Source organism: Frankia sp. QA3, from assembly GCF_000262465.1.
In the GTDB taxonomy this organism is placed as follows: Bacteria; Actinomycetota; Actinomycetes; order Frankiales; family Frankiaceae; genus Frankia.
Window position 1 is genome coordinate 1,446,724 of the sequence record NZ_CM001489.1, and the last position, 18,301, is coordinate 1,465,024.

Annotated in this window: 18 protein-coding genes and 2 pseudogenes; 8 read left to right on the top strand and 12 right to left on the bottom strand. The window is 75.3% G+C overall.

The annotated features are described in order from the left end of the window. Nucleotides 1–101: 101 nt before the first annotated feature. The 3 genes and pseudogenes from FRAQA3DRAFT_RS05735 to FRAQA3DRAFT_RS38430 form a co-directional block, all read left to right on the top strand. Complete coding sequence (locus tag FRAQA3DRAFT_RS05735) at nt 102–1,538, top strand: MFS transporter (RefSeq protein ID WP_009738119.1); 1,437 nt, start codon at nt 102–104, stop codon at nt 1,536–1,538. A gap of 183 nt (nt 1,539–1,721) precedes the next feature. Beyond that, nucleotides 1,722–2,327, top strand: a complete 606-nt coding sequence (locus tag FRAQA3DRAFT_RS05740) for an RNA-guided endonuclease InsQ/TnpB family protein (RefSeq protein ID WP_369809393.1) — start codon at nt 1,722–1,724, stop codon at nt 2,325–2,327. Between the two features lie 46 nt (nt 2,328–2,373). Beyond that, nucleotides 2,374–2,421 (top strand): annotated as a pseudogene (locus FRAQA3DRAFT_RS38430) (hypothetical protein); the annotation flags it as partial. Between the two features lie 210 nt (nt 2,422–2,631). Here the strand turns inward: FRAQA3DRAFT_RS38430 and FRAQA3DRAFT_RS05745 are convergent. Next, nucleotides 2,632–3,153 carry a GNAT family N-acetyltransferase gene (locus tag FRAQA3DRAFT_RS05745; RefSeq protein WP_009738120.1) on the bottom strand — a complete coding sequence of 174 codons (522 nt, stop codon included), beginning with the start codon at nt 3,151–3,153 and terminating at the stop codon, nt 2,632–2,634. A 203-nt stretch (nt 3,154–3,356) separates the two neighbouring features. Here FRAQA3DRAFT_RS05745 and FRAQA3DRAFT_RS38435 point away from each other — a divergent pair. Further along, nucleotides 3,357–3,622, top strand: a pseudogene (locus FRAQA3DRAFT_RS38435) (aldo/keto reductase); the annotation flags it as partial. Between the two features lie 7 nt (nt 3,623–3,629). Here the strand turns inward: FRAQA3DRAFT_RS38435 and FRAQA3DRAFT_RS37980 are convergent. The 4 genes from FRAQA3DRAFT_RS37980 to FRAQA3DRAFT_RS05760 all read right to left on the bottom strand — a co-directional run bounded on the left by FRAQA3DRAFT_RS37980 (nt 3,630) and on the right by FRAQA3DRAFT_RS05760 (nt 5,731). After that, nucleotides 3,630–3,752 (bottom strand): hypothetical protein, encoded by a 123-nt coding sequence (locus FRAQA3DRAFT_RS37980; protein WP_255346994.1) that lies wholly within the window; start codon nt 3,750–3,752, stop codon nt 3,630–3,632. Nucleotides 3,753–3,778: 26 nt separating this feature from the next. Continuing rightward, the gene (locus FRAQA3DRAFT_RS05750; protein ID WP_035920616.1) at nt 3,779–4,375 is read right to left on the bottom strand and encodes a toll/interleukin-1 receptor domain-containing protein; all 597 of its coding nucleotides are present in this window, start codon (nt 4,373–4,375) and stop codon (nt 3,779–3,781) included. 184 nt (nt 4,376–4,559) lie between these two features. Beyond that, nucleotides 4,560–5,171, bottom strand: a complete 612-nt coding sequence (locus tag FRAQA3DRAFT_RS05755; RefSeq protein WP_009738121.1) for an NADPH-dependent FMN reductase — start codon at nt 5,169–5,171, stop codon at nt 4,560–4,562. 128 nt (nt 5,172–5,299) lie between these two features. Further along, on the bottom strand, nt 5,300–5,731 hold the full coding sequence (locus FRAQA3DRAFT_RS05760) for a TauD/TfdA family dioxygenase (RefSeq protein ID WP_051054170.1): 432 nt from the start codon (nt 5,729–5,731) through the stop codon (nt 5,300–5,302). A 360-nt stretch (nt 5,732–6,091) separates the two neighbouring features. On the opposite strand from FRAQA3DRAFT_RS05760, the gene FRAQA3DRAFT_RS05765 reads away from it, so the two are divergent. Then, entirely contained in the window at nt 6,092–6,943 is an 852-nt protein-coding gene (locus FRAQA3DRAFT_RS05765) for an SGNH/GDSL hydrolase family protein (protein ID WP_009738123.1), read from the top strand. 235 nt (nt 6,944–7,178) lie between these two features. Here FRAQA3DRAFT_RS05765 and FRAQA3DRAFT_RS05770 read toward each other — a convergent pair whose 3' ends face one another. The 5 genes from FRAQA3DRAFT_RS05770 to FRAQA3DRAFT_RS38205 form a co-directional block, all read right to left on the bottom strand. Further along, nucleotides 7,179–7,541, bottom strand: a complete 363-nt coding sequence (locus FRAQA3DRAFT_RS05770) for an alpha/beta hydrolase family protein (protein WP_232291933.1) — start codon at nt 7,539–7,541, stop codon at nt 7,179–7,181. Continuing rightward, entirely contained in the window at nt 7,538–7,684 is a 147-nt protein-coding gene (locus FRAQA3DRAFT_RS34610) for a hypothetical protein (protein ID WP_157467138.1), read from the bottom strand. Before FRAQA3DRAFT_RS34610 ends, FRAQA3DRAFT_RS05770 begins: the two co-directional genes overlap by 4 nt. A gap of 75 nt (nt 7,685–7,759) precedes the next feature. Further along, a complete protein-coding gene (locus tag FRAQA3DRAFT_RS05775; protein WP_009738125.1) occupies nt 7,760–8,539 on the bottom strand; it encodes a bifunctional 2-polyprenyl-6-hydroxyphenol methylase/3-demethylubiquinol 3-O-methyltransferase UbiG in 780 nt (259 codons plus the stop codon). 14 nt (nt 8,540–8,553) lie between these two features. Continuing rightward, entirely contained in the window at nt 8,554–9,156 is a 603-nt protein-coding gene (locus FRAQA3DRAFT_RS31270; RefSeq protein WP_157467141.1) for a class F sortase, read from the bottom strand. Between the two features lie 227 nt (nt 9,157–9,383). Then, a complete protein-coding gene (locus tag FRAQA3DRAFT_RS38205) occupies nt 9,384–10,742 on the bottom strand; it encodes a DUF4397 domain-containing protein (RefSeq protein WP_304412980.1) in 1,359 nt (452 codons plus the stop codon). Nucleotides 10,743–11,702: 960 nt separating this feature from the next. On the opposite strand from FRAQA3DRAFT_RS38205, the gene FRAQA3DRAFT_RS05790 reads away from it, so the two are divergent. Then, the gene (locus FRAQA3DRAFT_RS05790; protein ID WP_009738129.1) at nt 11,703–11,930 is read left to right on the top strand and encodes a hypothetical protein; all 228 of its coding nucleotides are present in this window, start codon (nt 11,703–11,705) and stop codon (nt 11,928–11,930) included. 316 nt (nt 11,931–12,246) lie between these two features. Here the strand turns inward: FRAQA3DRAFT_RS05790 and FRAQA3DRAFT_RS05795 are convergent, their stop codons facing one another. Next, nucleotides 12,247–13,005 (bottom strand): flavin reductase family protein, encoded by a 759-nt coding sequence (locus FRAQA3DRAFT_RS05795; RefSeq protein ID WP_009738131.1) that lies wholly within the window; start codon nt 13,003–13,005, stop codon nt 12,247–12,249. A gap of 153 nt (nt 13,006–13,158) precedes the next feature. On the opposite strand from FRAQA3DRAFT_RS05795, the gene FRAQA3DRAFT_RS31275 reads away from it, so the two are divergent. Both FRAQA3DRAFT_RS31275 and FRAQA3DRAFT_RS05805 read left to right on the top strand, forming a co-directional pair. After that, nucleotides 13,159–14,535 carry a Rieske 2Fe-2S domain-containing protein gene (locus FRAQA3DRAFT_RS31275; protein ID WP_009738132.1) on the top strand — a complete coding sequence of 459 codons (1,377 nt, stop codon included), beginning with the start codon at nt 13,159–13,161 and terminating at the stop codon, nt 14,533–14,535. 584 nt (nt 14,536–15,119) lie between these two features. Next, complete coding sequence (locus tag FRAQA3DRAFT_RS05805; RefSeq protein ID WP_009738133.1) at nt 15,120–17,078, top strand: serine/threonine protein kinase; 1,959 nt, start codon at nt 15,120–15,122, stop codon at nt 17,076–17,078. Nucleotides 17,079–17,123: 45 nt separating this feature from the next. On the opposite strand, the gene FRAQA3DRAFT_RS05810 is transcribed toward FRAQA3DRAFT_RS05805, so the two are convergent. Next, entirely contained in the window at nt 17,124–18,251 is a 1,128-nt protein-coding gene (locus FRAQA3DRAFT_RS05810; protein ID WP_035920619.1) for a glutamate--cysteine ligase, read from the bottom strand. Nucleotides 18,252–18,301 lie beyond the last annotated feature (50 nt).

An 18,301-nucleotide genomic window follows, 5' to 3' on the forward strand; every position in this document is an offset into this window, starting at 1 on the left:
GAACTCTCTAGGTTTTGTTGACCGATCAGTCCAGTAAGCGTTGCTGCTGCGGGTCAGCGTGCCGCCCGGCAGGCGCTGCCCATTCCTGAAGGCGAGATCCGATGACTGTCCAGGACGAAGTCACCGCGCTGCGGCCGACGTCGGCCACCGGCGGCGGCCGCGACGCCCGCCCGGCGCTGGTCCTCGCCGTGCTGTCGATCGCGAGCTTCCTCGCCCAGCTCGACGTCTGGATCACCAACGTCGGCCTGCCGAACATCGGCGCGGGCGTCGGGGCCGCGTCGCTGTCCGATCTGAGCTGGGTGCTCAACGGCTACGCGATCGTCTACGCGGCGCTGCTGGTCCCGGCCGGCCGTCTCGTCGACCGTTTCGGCCGCAAGGGCGGATTCCTGCTGGGGCTGGCGCTGTTCGCCGCCGCCAGCCTCGGCGCCGGCCTCAGCGGCGACGTGTGGGTCCTCGTCGGCTTCCGCGTCGCCCAGGCCGTCGGGGCCGCGCTGCTGACCCCGGCCAGCCTCGGGCTGGTGCTGGTCAGCGCGCCGCCGGAGAGGACGGCGACCTACGTCAAGATCTGGTTCACCACCGGGGCGCTGTCCGCGGCCTCCGGCCCGGTGCTCGGCGGGCTGTTGGTGCAGGCGTCGTGGCGGTGGCTGTTTCTGATCAACATTCCGGTCGCGGTGGGCGCGATGGCGCTGGCCGCCCGCCATGTCCCGAGGACCCGGGGCGAGCGGGACCTGCGGGTGCCCGACATGCTCGGCGGGGCCGTCCTGATGATCGCGGTCGCCGCGCTGTGCCTCGGCATCGTCGAGGGGCCGCAGTGGGGCTGGTCGGGCGGGCGCGTCGTCGGCGCGTTCGTCGTGGCAGCCGTCGCCCTCGCCGCGTTCTTCGTCCGCTCCGCCCGTCACCCGGCGCCGGTGGTGACGCTGTCGCTGTTCCGCGACCGCATCTTCGCCGCCGGCAACCTGGTCCCGCTGCTCGCGTTCGCCTCGTTCGGGCTGGTGCTGCTCTCGGCGATCCTGTTGCTGCAGGGCCACTGGGGCTACTCCGCCATCCGCACCGGTCTGGGCACCGCACCCGGCCCGGTCATCTTCGCCGCGGGGGCCGCGCTGGCGGAGGCGCTGCACCAGCGGGGCGGGCTGCGGGTCGGCCGGATCGCCGCCGTCGGGATGGCCATCGCCGTGGTCGGCCTGCTGCTGCTGGCCCTGCTCGCCGACGACGGGTCGAGCTACGCCACCGGTTTCCTGCCCGGCTGGCTGCCGCTCGGCCTCGGGTTGGGGCTCGCGGTGCCGGCGGCGATCTCGTCGGCCACGGTCGGCCTCGCCCCCGCGGACGCCGCGACCGGCAGCGCGATCGTGTCGATGGCCGTCCAGGTCGGCTCGGTGATCGGCGTGAGCATCCTGGTCGCGATCCTCGGCACGGCCTCCTCCGCGGCGCCGGTGGCCGTCTACCGGCACGCCTGGTACGTGGCGCTGGGCCTCGCGGTGACGGCCGGCGTCGCCGCCCTCGCCCTCGACCCCCGGCGGCAGGCGCCCGTCCGCGCCTAACCGGGTCAGTCCGAAGTCCGGGCGGGCGGTGGCCGGCGATGGCCGGCGGTGGGCGGGCAGACCGTCCCGGTTGTCCGACGCCGAGCTCGTCCGGCCTGCGGTCGCGCAGGCTTCTGCCCGGCCACCATCCGCAGGCCCGTAGGCTGCGCCACACCGGCCGGCACCTGGCCGGCATGTTCTCCCGTGCCTGCCCGGCCAGTCTGCCTGCAATGCCGGCTCGCGCAGGCGCGACGCGGCTCGAACCGGCGGGCCCGGCTGCGTGCGCGGATCGGCCGGGTGAAGGCCCGGGAGGTCGACCGGCGCAAGGACTGGGTCGAGAAGACCAGCACCGATCTTGCCCGCCGATACGATCTGATCCGCGTCGAGGATCTGCCGGTCGGGACCATGACCCGCTTGGCGCGGGGGACCATCGCCGAACCGGGACGGGGCGTGCGGCAGGAAGCCGGGCTGAACCGGAGCATTCTCGCCCACGGCTGGGGACTGCTCGTCCAACGGCGGGAACAGAAAGCCCCCGGCCGGGTGGAGAAAATCAATCCTGCGTACACGTCGCAGACCTGCGACACCTGCGACACCTGCGGGACCCGGGACCGCCAGGCGCGCGAGAACCAAGCCGCCTTCGGTTGCCGGGGCTGCGGGCAGCAGGCGAACGCCGACGTGAACGCGGCATGCAACATCGCCCTGGGACCTCAGTGGGCAACCACGTGGGTGACTGCGCGGGGAGGCGACGGCCCCAGCCGGCCGGTGAACCGCGAACCTCCACACTGCGCACCCCCTCCGGCGGATGGGTAGAAGTTGGAATCCCCCGCGTTCACACGGGGAGGATGTCAAGAAGAAGATGACGGGCTGGGCGGCGATCATCGCGGTGCCCACCCTCATCACCGGCTTCTTCGGCCAGAACGTCCCCTACCCGGGCAGCGGTGAGAGCTGGGGCTTCGCCGTCGACCTGCTCTCCTCGTGCTGTCCGCGGCGATCCTCTACGTCGTGTTCCGGCGCAAGGGCTGGCTGTAGGCGGCGCCCGGCCGGCCCAGGGTTTCGCCGTCCGACACCCCGGCGCGCAGGTGCTGGAGGTTGCCGACGTGCCGGAGGTTGGGTCTCAGAGCCGGGCGAACGGCTCGGGGTAGTGGAAGGTGCCCTGCAGGGCGGGCGGTGCGGCGCTCAGGGCGCGGACCTGGAAGTGCGGCTCCCACCGCGGCACCGGCGGCGCGATGCCGTGATCGGCCGCCGGGCGAAACCCGAACCGCCGGTAGTAGGCCGGGTCGCCGAGCAGCGCGACGAGCGGCTCGCCAAGGGCGTCGGCGGCGCCCAGCACAGTGTGCACGAGGGCCAGCCCGACACCGCGGCGCTGCCGATCGGGACGGACGGCGAGCGGTGCCAACGCCAGCGCGGGCGCCGTCCCGACCCGCCCGCGGGTGCACAGCACATGGCCGATCGGCGTGCCGTCGCCGTCGAGGGCGACAAGGGACAGCGCGGGCAGCCAGTCGGCGCCGCCGCGCAGCTCATCCACGAGCCCGACCTCACCCGGGATCCGGTCGGGCGCCGCGGGGTCGGCGAAGGCCGCGGCCGTCACGGCCCGGATCGCGGGAATGTCGGCGGGCGTCTCCCGGCGGACCAGCACCCGCCCACCCTCGGCGGCTCCGCCCGCGTCCGCAACCCGTTTTCTCCCTGCCCTGACCGATGACGGGCCCTGACCGATGACGGGCCCTGACCGATGACGGCGGATGTTGGATCTGGGCCTGCCTCTGATGAACGCCCGACGTGGAGGTCGGGTCAGGGCAGGTGTCGGAGGCCCGGTGGGCCGGCGGCGGATCCTCGCGCTTGGCGGCGGTGTCGCTGGCCTGGCTGCGCGCCCGCGAGGGCACCGTCATGCCCATCCGCGGCGCCCGGCGCGTGGATCACCTGACGGCCAACCTCGCCGCCCTGGACGTCACCCTCACCCCCGCGCATCTGCGTCGCCTGGACCAGGTGTCGCCCCCACCCTGGACTACCCGGCCCCGATGCACGGCGAGCTGCGCGCGATGCTGCAGTTCGCGGGCACCACCGTCGACGGCGAACCGTCCACCGTCTACCCCCCGCTGCTCCAGAACCCCTCCGCTACTGACCCGCCGGCAGGTAGGCGTCCAGCTCGCCGGGCCCGAACCGGCACAGCCCCATTGACCACCAGAACTCCCCGGCCGCACTGCCCACCACCGTGTAGGTGCCGTCCGGCCGGTGCATGGCCCATCCCCCGTCCCGCAGCCCGATCATGGTCGCAATCGGGGCGCCGGTGGCCGCGTCCCAAAGACGGCAGGTGCCGGTGGTGGTGTTCCAGATCCGTGCGGTCTGGTCGTCGCCGGCGGGGGCGAGGTGGGTGCCGTCGGCTCGTCGAACACGCCCACGGCTCGCTCGTACTCCCGCCGCCGCCCGTGCTCGGCCACATCCCCGGTCACCACCACCAGGTCCGGCGTCCACCCGGGGCCGGCCGCGGCCACGTCGGCGGCGATCAGCGCCGGCAGCCGCTCGGCCTCCCGCTCGTCGCAGCCCACCAGGTCGACGTGGGACAGCCGCTCCAGCAGCGGTGTCGGTTCGCAGGCGGCGACCAGCACCGGGACGAGGAAACCGTCCCGCCGCTGCGCCCGGGTCAGCGCCGCCTCGCGCTCGGCCCGGCCGTAGCTGCCCGGATCGAAGTAGTGCGGCGACACGATCGCCACCATCCGGTCCGCGGACGCCAGCGCGGCGTCCATCCGCCCGATGAAGCTGGTGCCCGCCGGCCAGTCCCACTCGTCGTACTCGACGTCGAAGCCGGCCCGGTCGAGCCGGTCCGCCACCCAGCGGGCCCACGGGCGGTCCGGCCCCGCCACGCTGATGATCCGGCCCCGCCACGCTGATGAACAGCCGCTCGCCGTGCCCACCGGCCACGCCCCCATGAACGCAGCGTGGCAGACCAGGCGCGAAGCGCGCAATCCGGGTGTTCCACCGGCCGGCGCTGGGCTCGTGCTGGCCCGCGCACCACGGCGACGAGCTGCCCGCCGGTGGCCGGGTGGGTCAGGCGGCGTACGGCTCGGCGGCGCGGGCGTGGCGCAGCGCCCGGCCCCACCAGCCCATCCGGTCGAGCAGCCGGCCCGCGGCGGCCGCCGCCGGCGAGCCCGCACCCGCCGGTCCGTCCTCGGCGAAGTCCGCCGCGGCCGCGCCGTGGAAGCTGACCCCGTCGCGGACCGTGACGGCATGCTGCTCGGCGAAGACGCCCCGCAGGTGCTCGACGGCCCGCAGGCCGCCGCTCTGCCCGCCGTAGGAGACGAACCCGACGGGCTTGGCGAACCACTCCTGGCGGTAGGTGTCGATGACGTTCTTCAGCGCCGCAGGATAGCTGTGGTTGTACTCCGGGGTGACGACGACGAACCCGTCCGCGGCGGCGAGGCGTTCCCCGAGCGCGCGGACCAGCCGCTGCGGCGGCGAGTCGGGGACGACGGCCATGTCGGCGGGCAGCGGGAACGCGGCCAGGTCGAGGACGTCGAGGTGGACGTCGTCGCGGCCGCGGGCGCGGGCGGCGAACCAGCCCGCGACCGCCGGCCCCAACCGCCCCGCCCGCACGCTGCCGACGACCAGGGCGAGTGCGAGCGGGCGGGGGGCGGCGATCGGTGTCGTCGAGGGTGGCATGGGACGGGTCTCCTCCCGGCGTCGCGTCGGGTGCCGCGGTGGTCATCCGATCGCGTGCACCCAGCCTGGAAGTTGAACCCGACTTCATGTCAAGGGCGTCGATCCCCACGCCGTCCGCCCGGGGCACCTCACGGGTGCAGTGCTGCGAGGCAGATCCGCACGAGGTGGCGTGCGTCGCGATCGTGGTCGCCGGTGTGCGGGTGCCGGCGGACCAGCGGGTGCGCGACGATGGGGCGTTCGTCGTCGGGAGCGCGCGTCACCCCGCGGCCGTGGGTGACGTAGCGGCCCGTCGCCAGCGCCCGCAGGTCCGGGGTCAGCGCCTGGTAGGCGGCCACGCCGCTGGCCCACAGGGTGTCCCCGCCCACGGGCGGCACGCGCACGGCCCGCAGGACCGTCGCCTCCGGCGGCGCGGGCAGGCTGCTGGCGTCGAAATGCCAGCCGACGTTGCCGCCGTGGAGCTCGTGCACGCCGGGGCGGGCCGGCTCCGGGTCGACGACGCTGGTGAACGCCAGGATCGGGCCGAACGCCTCGGCGAACGCGACCTGGCCGGCGGTGTCCATCTGCTGGTCCCGCCAGACCAGGACCCCGTGCTGGGACGGATATCGGCGGTCGCCCGCTCGGAAGCCCCCGCCGGCGCCGCCGGAAGTGCCTGGCGGGGCCGGTGGATCGGCTGGCGGCAACGACTCCCGCAGGTAAAATCTGGGCCTGCCTACGGCACGCTGCCGCCCGCCGCCCGCGTCTGTTTGCCGGGCACCGCCCGCGGGGCGTCGCCGGCCTCGCCATGTTTCGCCGGAGCCGTTCGACCCGCCGGTGATGAGCGATGCCGGTCGGCCGCCGCCCGGCCGGGCCGGGCACAGCGCCGCGGGCGGGGATCAGTCGCCGGGGGACGCGCCACCCGCGGGTGGCCGGAGGGGGGAGCGATGATCGGGCGAGGCCGGTTGCTGCTGTCGGCGGGGGCCGCGGGCAGCGGTGCTTTCGTGGGGGCGAGCGTCGGGGTGTGGCGCCTGGCGCTGTACCAGGGCGGAGCGGCCGACGGCCGGGTGCGGCCGCTGACCACCCCCGCGCCGCCGGTGCGCGAGTTCTACGGCAACCCGACGCATCCGCCGTTCACCCTCGGGATCCTCGGTGACTCCAGCGCCCAGGGCACCGGCGTGCACGACTACGACGACACCCTCGGCGGCTGGCTGGCCCGCGCCCTCGCCGCCGACCGCGACGGTGACGGCGGTAACGGGCGCGGTGACAGCGGTGGCGGTGACAGCGGCGGGCACGGCGGCGGTGGCGGTGGTGGCCGGCACGTGCGGGTCGTCAGCGCCGCCCGCGACGGCGCCCGCGCCGAGCACCTCGCCGCCCAGGTGGCCCGGGTCGCTCCCGCGGCACCCGACCTGGCCGTCATCTCCATCGGCGTCAACGACATCCGCAACCGCACCTCGCCGGCCGCCGCCGCCCGCCACCTCGCCGGCGCCGTCACCGACCTGCGCCGGGGCGGCGCCGAGGTGATCGTCGGCACCACGCCCGACCTGAGCGTCATCTCCGCCGTCCGCTCGCCGCTGCGCGAGGTCCTGTGGCTGCTCGGCCTGCTGCTCGAGCGGGCGCAGACGCCGGCGGTCGCCGCGGCCGGCGGCACGCCGGTGACCCTGCGGACCGCCGTGTCGCGGCGCTTCGCCGCCGACCCGACCCTGTTCGCCCCCGACGGCCTGCACGCCTCCCCCCGCGGCAACGCCCTCATCGGCGCCCACCTGCTCGCCGCCTACCGACCCTCCCTCCGGACCTAGGGTGTGTAGCTGGCCGCGGCGCACGGCCACGTGCTTCGGCCGCCTGCCCGCGCCAGCCTGGTTTCCGGCCAGATCGCGGCCAGATCGTGCCGAGGTGCAATCACGCTCTTCCGGCGCCCAAGGGCCGAAAACCGTCACTAACCCTCGGCGCCATTGTGTGTACATCTGATCACGGGAAGCCGTGAAGGGTGTACTGGCCGGTGGGCGCGTCCCGTCCGGCCACCAGCCCTGACGATCATGGTGTTCCGCGGCACCGGACCTCGACGGTGTGGAAGGTCTCCCACCGGGCCGGGTCGTCGACCCAGTCGCTGTACCACCCGGCGCTCCCGGCGTCGGGCATGACGACGATCACGTTGCGGCCGGCGGTCCGGTTTTCGACGTCGGTGTGGGCCGTCCAGTCGGTGTGGTTGGACGCCTCGTCGCTGCTGCTCGCCCCGCCGTGCAGCAGGTACAGCACCGGCCAGGTCCGGTCGGGCTGGGCGTCGTAGTCCGTCGGCAGCAGCAGGCGCACGGTCTCGTCGGCGTTCATGGCCGTCGAGTGGATCGTGACGTCGACCAGGCGCGCAGCGCCGGCGACGGGGGAGGTGACACAGGTCACCGACGATCCGTCGTCGCTGTTGGTCCCGTCGCCGGACACGTCGCCGCCTGCGCCGGGGCACTGCCGACGGTCAGGCCGAACAGCGCGCTCACCGTGATGATCGAGGACAGCACGATCCGCCGTCGCCACATCCGCGTTCTCATGGGCGAAACGTTAGGAGAATTGTCCGTTTACGCACAGTTTATGTGCGACTGTGACCCGTAATGCCTGGTCGGGGCCTACGCGCGGTGGACGCTCACGGCGTAGCCGGGGGTATCACCCGGCCCGTCGTCGCGGTCGTCGCGGTCGTCGTAGTCGTCGCGGTCGGGGTGATCAGGGTGATCGTTGCCCGTCTCACGTGGCCCGAAGGGGGTGCCCTGCCAGGTGGCGCACCGCCGGTCGAGGGTGAGGCCGGCGGCGGCGCACCAGCCGTCGTAGTCCCTCAGCCCGAAGGGGGCGGCGGGCAGGGGGAGATGCGCGGCGTCGAGTCCGAAGCCGGCCACGAGCAGGCCACCGGGGGCGAGGCGGCGGGCGAGCCCGTGCAGGACGGCGGCCTCCGTCCCCGGGGCGAGCAGCGCGATGACGTTGCCGGCGGCGACGATGAGGTCGAACGGCCCGTCGGTGGCCGGTGGGATCCCGGCCCGTTCGGGTGAGCCGAACGCGACGGGTGCGTCCAGGGCGGCGAGATCGGCAAGGACCCAGCGAACGGCCGCGGACCGGTCCCGGGCCACCCCGAGCATCGACGCGTCGACGTCCACCCCGACGCACCGATGGCCCAGCTCGGCCAGCCGGATTGCCACCCGACCGGTGCCGCAGCCCGCGTCCAGGATCCGGGACCCCGCGGGCACCAGCGCGTGGCAGAAAGCCGCCTCGCCGTGCACGTCGATCCCGGCGGCGGCAAGCTGCGCGAACCGCTCCGCGTAACGCCGGCCCGACCCGCCTGCGGTGAGCGACTCCCAGCGGGTCGTCACGCTGGGATCGACGTGCTCGGGAGCATCCACGTCCCAGCTATACCGCATCCGTGAAACACCGGTCAGACGGGAAGGGCGAGGACGATCAGGTTGTCGCGGTAGCTGTGCGTGGCGGTGTTGAACGCCCCGCCGCAGGTGATGAGGGCCAGGCGGGGCGGGCCGTCCGTCCGGAAGACACCCGTGTCCGCCAGCTTGGTCTTCACCACGTGCCGCCGGGTCACCACCCGGTAGTCGTGCTTTGTGCCGTCGGCGCTCGTGACGACGATCAGGGCACCGACGTCGACCCGGTTGAGCGGGTACAGCGCGCCGGGGCGACCGTTGTAGTCGACGTGCCCGGCGATCACGACCGTCCCCGACGAGGCACCGGGGGCCCCGCCCCCTGCCCACCATCCCAGCGTCGCCGGGTCGACCGGCACGTTGAGTGCGTGCGTGGTCGCCTCGACGGAGGCCACCGTCACCGGCGCCGAGATGCCCAGGCTCGCCGCGGCGACGGCCGTCGGCCGGCGGCGTTGGATCGCCTGGGCATCGGTGGACGGCGACGGTGACGCGGTCGCCGCCGCGGCGCCCGTTCGGGTGGAGCTCGCGAACGCCGCCGGCCCCTGGGAGGCGGCCGGCGTCGCGCCCGCGGTGAGCGAACCGACGTCGCCGGGGGGTCTCGACGCCATCCAGCCGGCCATGCCACCGCCGCCGACGACGCCCGCGACCGTCGCCGTGACCACCAGCAGGCGGCGGCCACGGCGACGTCGACGGGTCCGGGCCAGCCGGGTGCCCGCCGGCCTGGGACGGTCCGGCCGGCCCGGGACCGGCTCCTGGCTCGCGGCCGGCGCGGCCGGTCCGTCCGACCCGTCGTCGGGTGGCGGACCGGCAGACGCCGTTCGTCGGCGCGACTCGATCATCCCTGTCGGCGAGCCAGCCACGCTCGGCGGCGCTGCCACCCGAACAGGACCCCGGCCGATCCGACCGCGAGGCCGAGCGCCCCGATGGCCAGCACGGGCGGGTGATCGTCATCCGCGGCCAGCCCGCTGTTGCCGGCGTTGATCGAGGTGGGCGAGTTCGCGGACTGATGGGACAGCCAACCGTACGAGCCGGGGCCCCCGACGATGTAGAGGTTGGTCGTCGATCCGGGCTTGGTCGGCACCGTCTGGGCCGGCACCAGCGGCTTGCCCGTGGTGTCGGTCACCGTGACCGTGTGCGACCCCCCCGACCCTGGCGTGCCGCCGCCGGGAACGCCCCCGCCCGGGGTGCCGCCGCCTGGGGTGCCGCCGCCGGGAACGCCGCCGCCTGGGGTGCCGCCGCCGGGAACGCCGCCGCCTGGGGTGCCGCCGCCTGGGGTGCCGCCGCCGGGAACGCCGCCGCCTGGGGTGCCGCCGCCGGGAACGCCCCCGCCCGGGGTGCCCCCACCTGGGGTGCCGCTACCGGGAACGCCCCCGCCGGGAACGCCCCCGCCCGGGGTGCCGCTACCGGGGACGCCGCCGCCTGGGGTGCCGCCGCCGGGGACGCCGCCGACTCCGGGGACGCCGCCGACTCCGGGGACGCCGCCGACACCGGGGACGCCGCCGACACCGGGTACGCAGGGGACGCTGTCCTTGGGCTTGTCGGTGACGCAGGGCACGCCGCCGACTCCGGGCACGCCGCCGACTCCGGGGACGCCGCCGACGCAGGGGAGGCGGTCCTTGGTCTTGTCGGTGGTGACGCAGGGCACGTCCACGCCGCCGACACCAGGCGTGCCGACACCCGGCACGCCGACGACGGGCGGACCGACGTAGACGCAGGGGAGGCCGTCCTTGGTCTTGCCGGTGATGAGGCAGGGGAGGGCGTTGACGGCGACCTCAGGCGGGACAGGAGGGAGGAGGTGGACGACCTGACCGGTGTTCGGGACGTCGCCGACGTACTTGCCGTCGATCTTGATCTGGCCGCTCGCCAGCGCCGCGACGTCGCGGACGACGATCGCCGACGTGTTGGCCGGCCAGTTCTTGCTGGCGCTGTCGTCGTAGACCCGCGCGAGGGGCTTGCCCGCGGCGTCGAGACCCACGGCGACCGAGAGCCGGGTGCCCGGGCGGACGGCGACGTCGGTGGCGATCGGCGGCGCCGCGCTCTCCGGCTGGCCGACAGGCCGGATCTCGACGCGGTGGTCCCCGGCGACCAGCGGCTTCGGGTCCGCGACCTGTTTGGCCACCAGGTTCTTGATCAGGGTCTGCCCGTCCATGGTGACGTCCGCCTTCATATCCGGCAGCCCCTGAACCAGCGTCACCAGTCCGGCATCCTTGTTCGGCGTTGGGGTCGCTGACGCCACGCCGGGCAGACCCAACGTCAGACATCCCGTCGCCGCCACGGCGCCGATCGTTCGAGCGCCCGCTCTCAGCTGAGAGCGTGTGATCCATTGCATTGCTTTGAGCTCCCGGCATGTCATCCAGAAATCTGGGCATTTGCACCTTACCGCGGCGGACGCGGGCCGAAGATAGGGCTACCCGGCGCCGGGGTCCAGAGATGATTCACACGCGCGCATATGGCCTTGATCGGAATGCTGGGCAAGGTCGACCGGGCGGACTTCCCCTGCCGTTCGAGGCCAAATCGCCAGTTCAGAGCGGTCGAGAGGGCATCGGCGACGAACGGGGGTACCCGGCGACGGGGCGCTATACGAAGGACGTCCATGCCGACCCTCGGTCACAACTGCGACCGACGTCGCGCTCTTGGTGGCACAACCATCTTCTGTATGAAGGCGTGTCAAGTGCCGTCCGCACGGGTCGAACAGAGCCCTTTCGGGCCGTTAATCACCGAGATTCCCGGATTTCGATCCGCCCGGGTGGGCGGCGCGCCGGTTGATGATCCGCCATGGACCGAGGGATGGATGTCAAACGGCTGACCGGAAAGGGCCCGCGGAAAGGGAGTAGCCCGATTGCGCCGACGTCCGCCGGCCGCGGAAAAGAGGATGGCTGGTGGGGCCGGCTGCCGGGGCTTGCGACGATGGCGCCCGGGTGGTCCGCCGAGGGCCCCCAAACGGGCGTGTCGACCGCGGTGGGAGCGCAAAGACGGACTGATCCGGTGCCGGCCGGTCATCCACCGTGCCGGCAGGGCGACCAGGGCAGCACGGCGCCGTCGCGGACGAGTTCGCCGTGCGGCGATCAGCCGGCCGTGGGGGAGGTCGTCCTCGCGCCGGGTCCGCGCCAGGATGCGCACGGCCGCCACCTGACCGATCTTGGACGGGATGTTGATGAACCCCGGCCACGGCCCGCCCAGGGCGCTGCCGTCGCGCACCGCGTCGCGCCAGGCGGTGACGGCCCGATCGGCGTCGTCGAGGCTCGCCAGGCCGTCGAACCTGTTCACCCTGGCGGCCCGCCCGTTGGCCGCGCTCGCCGCCCTCGGGGAACGCGGGCTGGTGCCCCTGGCGAATCCGGACCGGGACGGTCGAAAGGCCCCGGCCTCCGAGACCACAACATAATCAACGCTGTTGACGAGCCCCCGGCGGCCCCATCAATGATCATGCAAGAGGGATGCTGACGGCCGCCGGACAGACGACGGGCGCGGGGTGGGACGGTCGATGCCGTCCCACCCCGCGCCCGGGGCCGTGCTGGTGGTGCCGTGCGGTCAGTACCGCGGGTTACGGTTGGGATGCGCGGCCCGCTCGCGGCGACGCAGCCGAAACCGTCGCACGTCGCCCCTGATGCGTTCCAGGACCTTCATGGGAATCCCTCCTCGTCGGGGTCCGGTGGCCTCGTGCGTGACGACTGTGTGCCCGCCGACGGGTCGACAAACCGTCATCGCCCGTTTTTCGCCGACGTAGGGTGACCCGGCCGGCTCGCCCGGATGCCCAGATCGCCTTCGCCCGGGGTGGGCGGGCCGCCACCGGAGCTCCTGTTCCCGGCGCTGCCGCTGCCGCTGCCGTTGCCGCTGCCGCTGCCGTCGCCGTCGCCGTCGCCGCTTCTGACCCCGCCGCCCGGCGCCGGGGGAGTGGCGGGCTCGCCGGCCGGGACGCCGGTGGCGGGACCGACGAAGGTGCCGTAGCCGCCGTCGTGGTAGACCAGCGGCGCGACCGACCGCTCCGCCCGGCTCTCGACCACCTCGGCCACGATCAGCCAGTGGTCGCCCGCGAGGATCCGCTCGCGGATCCGGCAGCGCAGCCAGACCGCGGCGTCCATCAGCAACGGCTCCCCGGTGCCCAACTGCCGCCACCGCGTCGGCGCGGCGAACCGGTCGGCGCCCGGCGCCGCGAAGCGGGCGGCCAGGTCGTGCTGGCCGTGGGAGAGCAGGTGCACGACCAGGGTGTCCGCGGCGTGCAGCGTCGGGACGATCGACGAGCTCGCCGACAGCGACAGCGACACCAGCGGCGGGCTCTGCGACAGCGACGCCACCGAGGTCGCCGTGAACCCGACCGGGCCGGCCGGGCCGGTCATCGTCACGATCGTCACCCCGGCGGCGTGACGCCGGAACGCGAGGCGCAGCGCGGCCGCCGCGGCGGGGGCTGCTGGCGGCGCGGGCCGCGGCGGCGCGGGGCGTGGCGGCACGTGCTTCGGCATGGCCTCCACCCTGCTGCACGAGCGCGCCGCTGTACACCGCCGGCCGTGGCAGCAGCGCGGTGCGGGGCGCGCGACCAGGTCGTTTACCCAGCCGTCATCACCACTGCAGACGGGGCAATCCAGGCGCAACGGGCCGGTCCTAGCGTCCGGGTCATGCCGTCCGCCGACCCCGTCCCCGCTTCCGGGACCACGGCCACCGTCCACGTCCTGCCCGTCGCGGTGGCGCCCAGCTCCGTCTCGCCGTCTGCCGTCTCGCCGTCTGCCGTCTCGCCGTCTGCCGTCCCGTCCGCGACGGCCCGCCCCGAACCTGTGCCGGCGGGCCTCGCGCCGGTCCGGTTGCTGACCGCGATCCCCGCGCCGCGGATGCCGGTGTCCGTCGACGCGGTGGCGGACGCCGAGCTCGACGCCGCGTTCGCCGCCGCCGCCGCCCGCTACTGGCATCCGGTCGCGCGTTCCGGCGACGTCGGGGCTGCCCCGGTGCGGGCGACGCTGCTCGGCGTCCCGTTGGTGCTCTGGCGGCCGGCGGGCGGTCAGAACGGCCCGACCGGTCAGAACGGCCCGAGCGGTCAGAACGGCCCGAGCGGCCCGGCCGGCCCGAGCGGCCCACGGGCTCAGAACGGTCCGACCGGTCAGGACCGCCCGGGGGGCGTGGCGGCGCTGGTGGATCGGTGCCCGCACCGCGGCGTGCCGCTCTCGGACGGCGTCGTCGACGGCGCCGGGCGGCTGCGCTGCGCCTACCATGCCTGGGCGTTCGCGGGGGACGGGCGGTGCGTCGAGGTGCCCCAGCAGCCGGGGCGGCGGGTCCCCGACATCATCGCCGCCCAGTCGGTGCGGGTCGCCGAGGGCGCGGGCCTGGTCTGGGCGTGCCTCGTCGACGCCGCGGACGAGGCCCGCCCACGGCCACGCTTCCCCGAGATCGAGGATCGCGGCTGGCCGCATCACGTCGGCGCCGTGCAGGACTGGCAGGCGCAGGCCACCCGCCAGGTCGAGAACTTCTGCGACATCGGGCACTTCTCCGTGCTGCACACCGACACCTTCGGTAACGCCGACGTCCTCGCCGTCGAGCCGTATCCGGTGCACCGCGACGGTGCCACCGTGCGCGCCGAGTACCGCTACCCGTCGGTGGACCCGGCCGCCGCGCCCGGCCCGGACGGGCGGCGGCCCGTCGGCGAGACGCACTTCCGGTACCGCATCGAGCTGCCGTTCGCCGTGTGGCTGGCCGGCGCGCACGGCCCGGGATCGGTGATGTTCGCGGTGAGCGCCCCGACGTCGGCGACGACGCTGCGGCTGTACTGGATGTCGGCGTTCGACCCGGCGGTGCACGGCGACGGGCCCGTCGACGGTGCCGCGTTGCAGGCCGTCGAGGACCGGATCTGGGCGCCGGACCGCCGCATCGTCGAATCGCAGCGCCCCGTGCGGGTGTTCGCAGCCGACGAGGTGCACCGCGCCTTCGACGCCCTCGGCGTCGCCTACCGCCGCGCCCTGCGCGACCTCGGCTTCGCCCCGTCCGGCGTGACCGGGGGCGCCTGAGCCCGGTGGCCCTGCACGGCCGGGGCGATCGGCCCGCCCGACCGGGGACATCTGAGCACCGATGGGCACCCGGTCGGTGGTCCACCCACCTGGTCGAGACCGGTTCCGCGCCGACAGGTGTGTCCGGTCCCGGCCGGAGCCGGTGCCCGCCGGCCTCCCGGGCGGCGGCCGGTTCCACCCGCCTGCGCGCCGCCCATGGCCGGTTCCCACCCGGCTGCGCGCTACCCGCGCCCGGCGTCCACCGCTGACCGGCTGGCCCGACCGGGCGGGCGCAGACCGGTCCCGGCGCAGGTCAGGGGGCCGGTCCTGGCCCGGGCGAGGGTGCGCGGCGGTGTCCTTCGGCGGCCGGCGCCGTCGGCGCGGGCAGGAGTCGAGGTCCGCCGCCGGCGCGCGAGCGATCAGCGTCCGCGGACGGCTGGCGCTGCGTCCCGCGCCGCCTCGGCGGGGGACGCCGGGGGGCCGCCACGGTCGGGCCGTGGGATTGTGGCCGAACTCTGCGCGCCATTTCACCCATCTTTCCGGTTTCGGCGTCAGAGGATGGGTAGGGCGGTGGAATCCTCAGGAACTAGGGGGCAGGGCGAGCGATGGCGACCGACCGCGCCGCGGGCCAGGAACGTAGGCTCGCCGGTCGCTACCGTCTCGGGCGGGTGCTTGGAAGCGGCGGCGGCGGCGTCGTCCGCGAGGGCGAGGACACCCTGCTGCGCCGCCGGGTGGCCATCAAGGAGGTCCGGCGCCCGCCGGTCGCGTCCCCGGCCGAGCGGGCGGTGCTCAGCGAGCGGGTGCTGCGCGAGGCCCGCGCCGCCGCCCGGCTGCGTCACCCCGGCCTGGTGACGGTCTACGACGTCCTCGACGCCGACGATCACACGTGGATCGTCATGGAGTACGTCGACGGCACCTCGCTCGCCGACCTCATCCGCGCCTCGGGCCGGCTGCCCCCGCTGGACGTGGCCCGCATCGGCCTCAGCCTCGCCTACGCCCTGGAGGCGGCCCACCGCGGCGGCGTCGTGCACCGCGACGTCAAGCCGGGCAACGTCCTCGTCACCGCCGACGGGCAGGCGCGGCTCACCGACTTCGGCATCGCCGTCACCGAGGGGGACGCGACCCTGACCGAGGCGGGGACGCTCGTCGGCTCGCCCGCCTACATCGCCCCCGAACGTGCCCGCGGCGCCCGGGTGGGTGCCGCCGGTGACGTGTGGGGGCTCGGCGCCACCCTGTTCACGGCGGTCGAGGGGGTGCCGCCGTTCGAGGGCGACGGGCCGCTGGCCATCCTCGCCGCCGTGGTGGAGGACCGGCGCCGGCCGTTCCAGCACAGCGGGCCCCTGCGCGGGGTCCTCACCGAGCTGCTGGACTCCGACCCAGCGCGGCGCCCGTCGCTGGCCGAGGCCCGCGGGCGGCTGCGCGAGATCGCCGACCGGCTGGAGGAGGAGGACCACACCCTCGGCGGGACGCTGGTGGAGATCCCCCAGCCCGACCTGGACGGCGCGGCACCGCCGCCGGCGGCCTTCGTGGCTTCGGCCGCGCTCCCCGCCCCGGCCGGCGCACCCGCACCCGCGGCCGGGGTGCCGCCCGAGCCGGCGGGTCAGCCCGCCCCCGCCGATCCGTCCGGCCTCGCCGGTGGACCGAGCTGGGATGCTCCGCCAGGTTCCGCCGGCGAACCCGGTCCGGTCGGTGCGTCCGGGGCCGCCGGCACGCCCGCGTCCCGACCTGACGCGTCCCGACCTGACGCGTCCCGACCTGACGCGTCCCGACCTGACGCGGACCGGCCGGCGCGTCGCCGGCGCGTCGCGCTGCTCGCCGGGGTCGCGGCCGCCGTGCTCGCCGCCGCGGCGATCGTGCTCGGCCTGGTCCTCGCCGGCGGCGGCTCGGAGCCGTCCCGGCCGACCGCCGCCGCGACGTCGCCGGCCACCGGTGCCGCGTCGCCGGCACCGCGGGCATCGGCGACGTCCACGGCGGGCACGAAGCCGCCCACGGCGACGTCCGCGCCCGCGGGCGGCCCGTCGCCGACGGGAACCCCGTCCGCGCAGGCCAGCGCGTCGCCCGCCGGGTCGCAGGTGGGCGACGACCTCGGCGCGCTCATCCCGGACACGACCGACCCCGCCGACGCCCCCGACGGCTACACCACCCATCGGGACCGCGGCGGATGGTCGGCGGCGCTGCCCGCCGGCTGGCGGACCTCCGAGCGCGGCAACGGGCGGTTGATCACCACCGCGCCGTCCGGCTACCCGGACCTGCTGATCGAGGTCCAGCCGAAGGCGGGTCCCTCCGCCATCGGCGCCTGGCACGACCAGGAGCCCGCGGTCCGAGGCAGCTCCGCCGGCTACCGCCGCCTGTCCATCCGCCCCGCCGACGGCGGCGCCGGGACCAGCGCCGCGATCTGGGAGTTCACCTTCACCTCCGGCGGGCGGACCATTCACGTCCTCGACTTCGGCGTGGTGCGCAACGGGCACGGCTACGGGCTGCGCTGGCGCGTCCCCGAGCAGGGCTGGGACGCCGCCCTCGGCCAGATGCGCACGATCGTCGCCTCGTTCCGCCCCGGCCCGTGAGCCACCGGCCGGCGTGCGCCGGTCGGCACGCCGGTCAGCGCCCGGTCAGGGGGAAGCCACGGCGGTGGTCTCGCGGATGACGAGGTCGACGACGTCGTCGACGCGGCCGCGGCGGGCGTAGGCGGCGCGCTGGCGGTCCGCGCCGGTGCCGCGGGCGAACAGGTCGTCGACGAGGGCGGCGACCGCGTCGCCGTCGCCGGTCGCCGACAGCTCCGGGCCGACCCGCTCGACGAGCCGGTCGACCAGTGCCCGGGCGGGGACGAGCTCGCCGCGTTCGAGGTCGACGAGCTCACCGGACACCCCGTGGCGCGACGCCCGCCAGCCGGCGGCGCGCAGCAGCTCCGGGCGCACCGGCGGGGCCGGCTCGCCCGCCGCCCACTGGCGCGCCGCCGTCGACACCAGCGCCCGGGCCAGCGCGGCGAGCAGCACGCTGTCGTCGACGGACAGGCACACGTCGGCGACCCGCAGCTCCAGGGTCGGGTAGCGGTGCGACAACCGGACGTCGAAGTAGATCATCCCGTTGTCCATGGCGGCCCCGGTGCGGATCAGCAGGTCCACGACCCGGTCGTACTCGGCGGGCGAACCGAACGCGCCGGTGGCGCCGGCGGTGGGCCAGCGCTGCCAGACCTGGGTGCGGTAGCTGGCGTAGCCGCTGTCGGCCCCCTGCCAGAACGGCGAGTTCGCGGTCATCGCGACCAGCACGGACAGCCACGGTCGCAGCCGGTCGAGCGCGCCGACGGCCTCCTCGCGGGAGTGCACCGCGACGTGCACGTGGCAGCCGCAGGTGAGCTGCTCGCGGGCGGTGAGCCCGAACTCCTGGCGCATCCGCTGGTAGCGCCGCCTCGGGGTGATGGTCGGCCGGGTCGGCGTGGGGCAGGTCGCGGTGGCGGCGAGCGCCACGCCCTCCGCCTCGGCGGCCCGCGCGGCCGCGCGGCGCAGCTCCACCAGCGACCCGCGCAGGCCGGCGAGGCTGGTGTGCGGCGCCGAGCCGCTCTCGACCTGCTCGCAGGTCAGCTCGACGTCGAGATCCCCGCCGCCCGGCGCCCCGCCGGCGCAGTCGCGGTCCTCTCGGGCCAGCACCCGCGACGCGGCGGCGCGCACCGCGTGCCGGGCGGGGTCGACGAGGACGAACTCCTCCTCGACGCCCACGGTCCGCACGCCCACGGTCCTCATCCTTGCCTGTTTCCCCCGCTTTACCTGCGAAAACGGGGCGGTGGACGGTC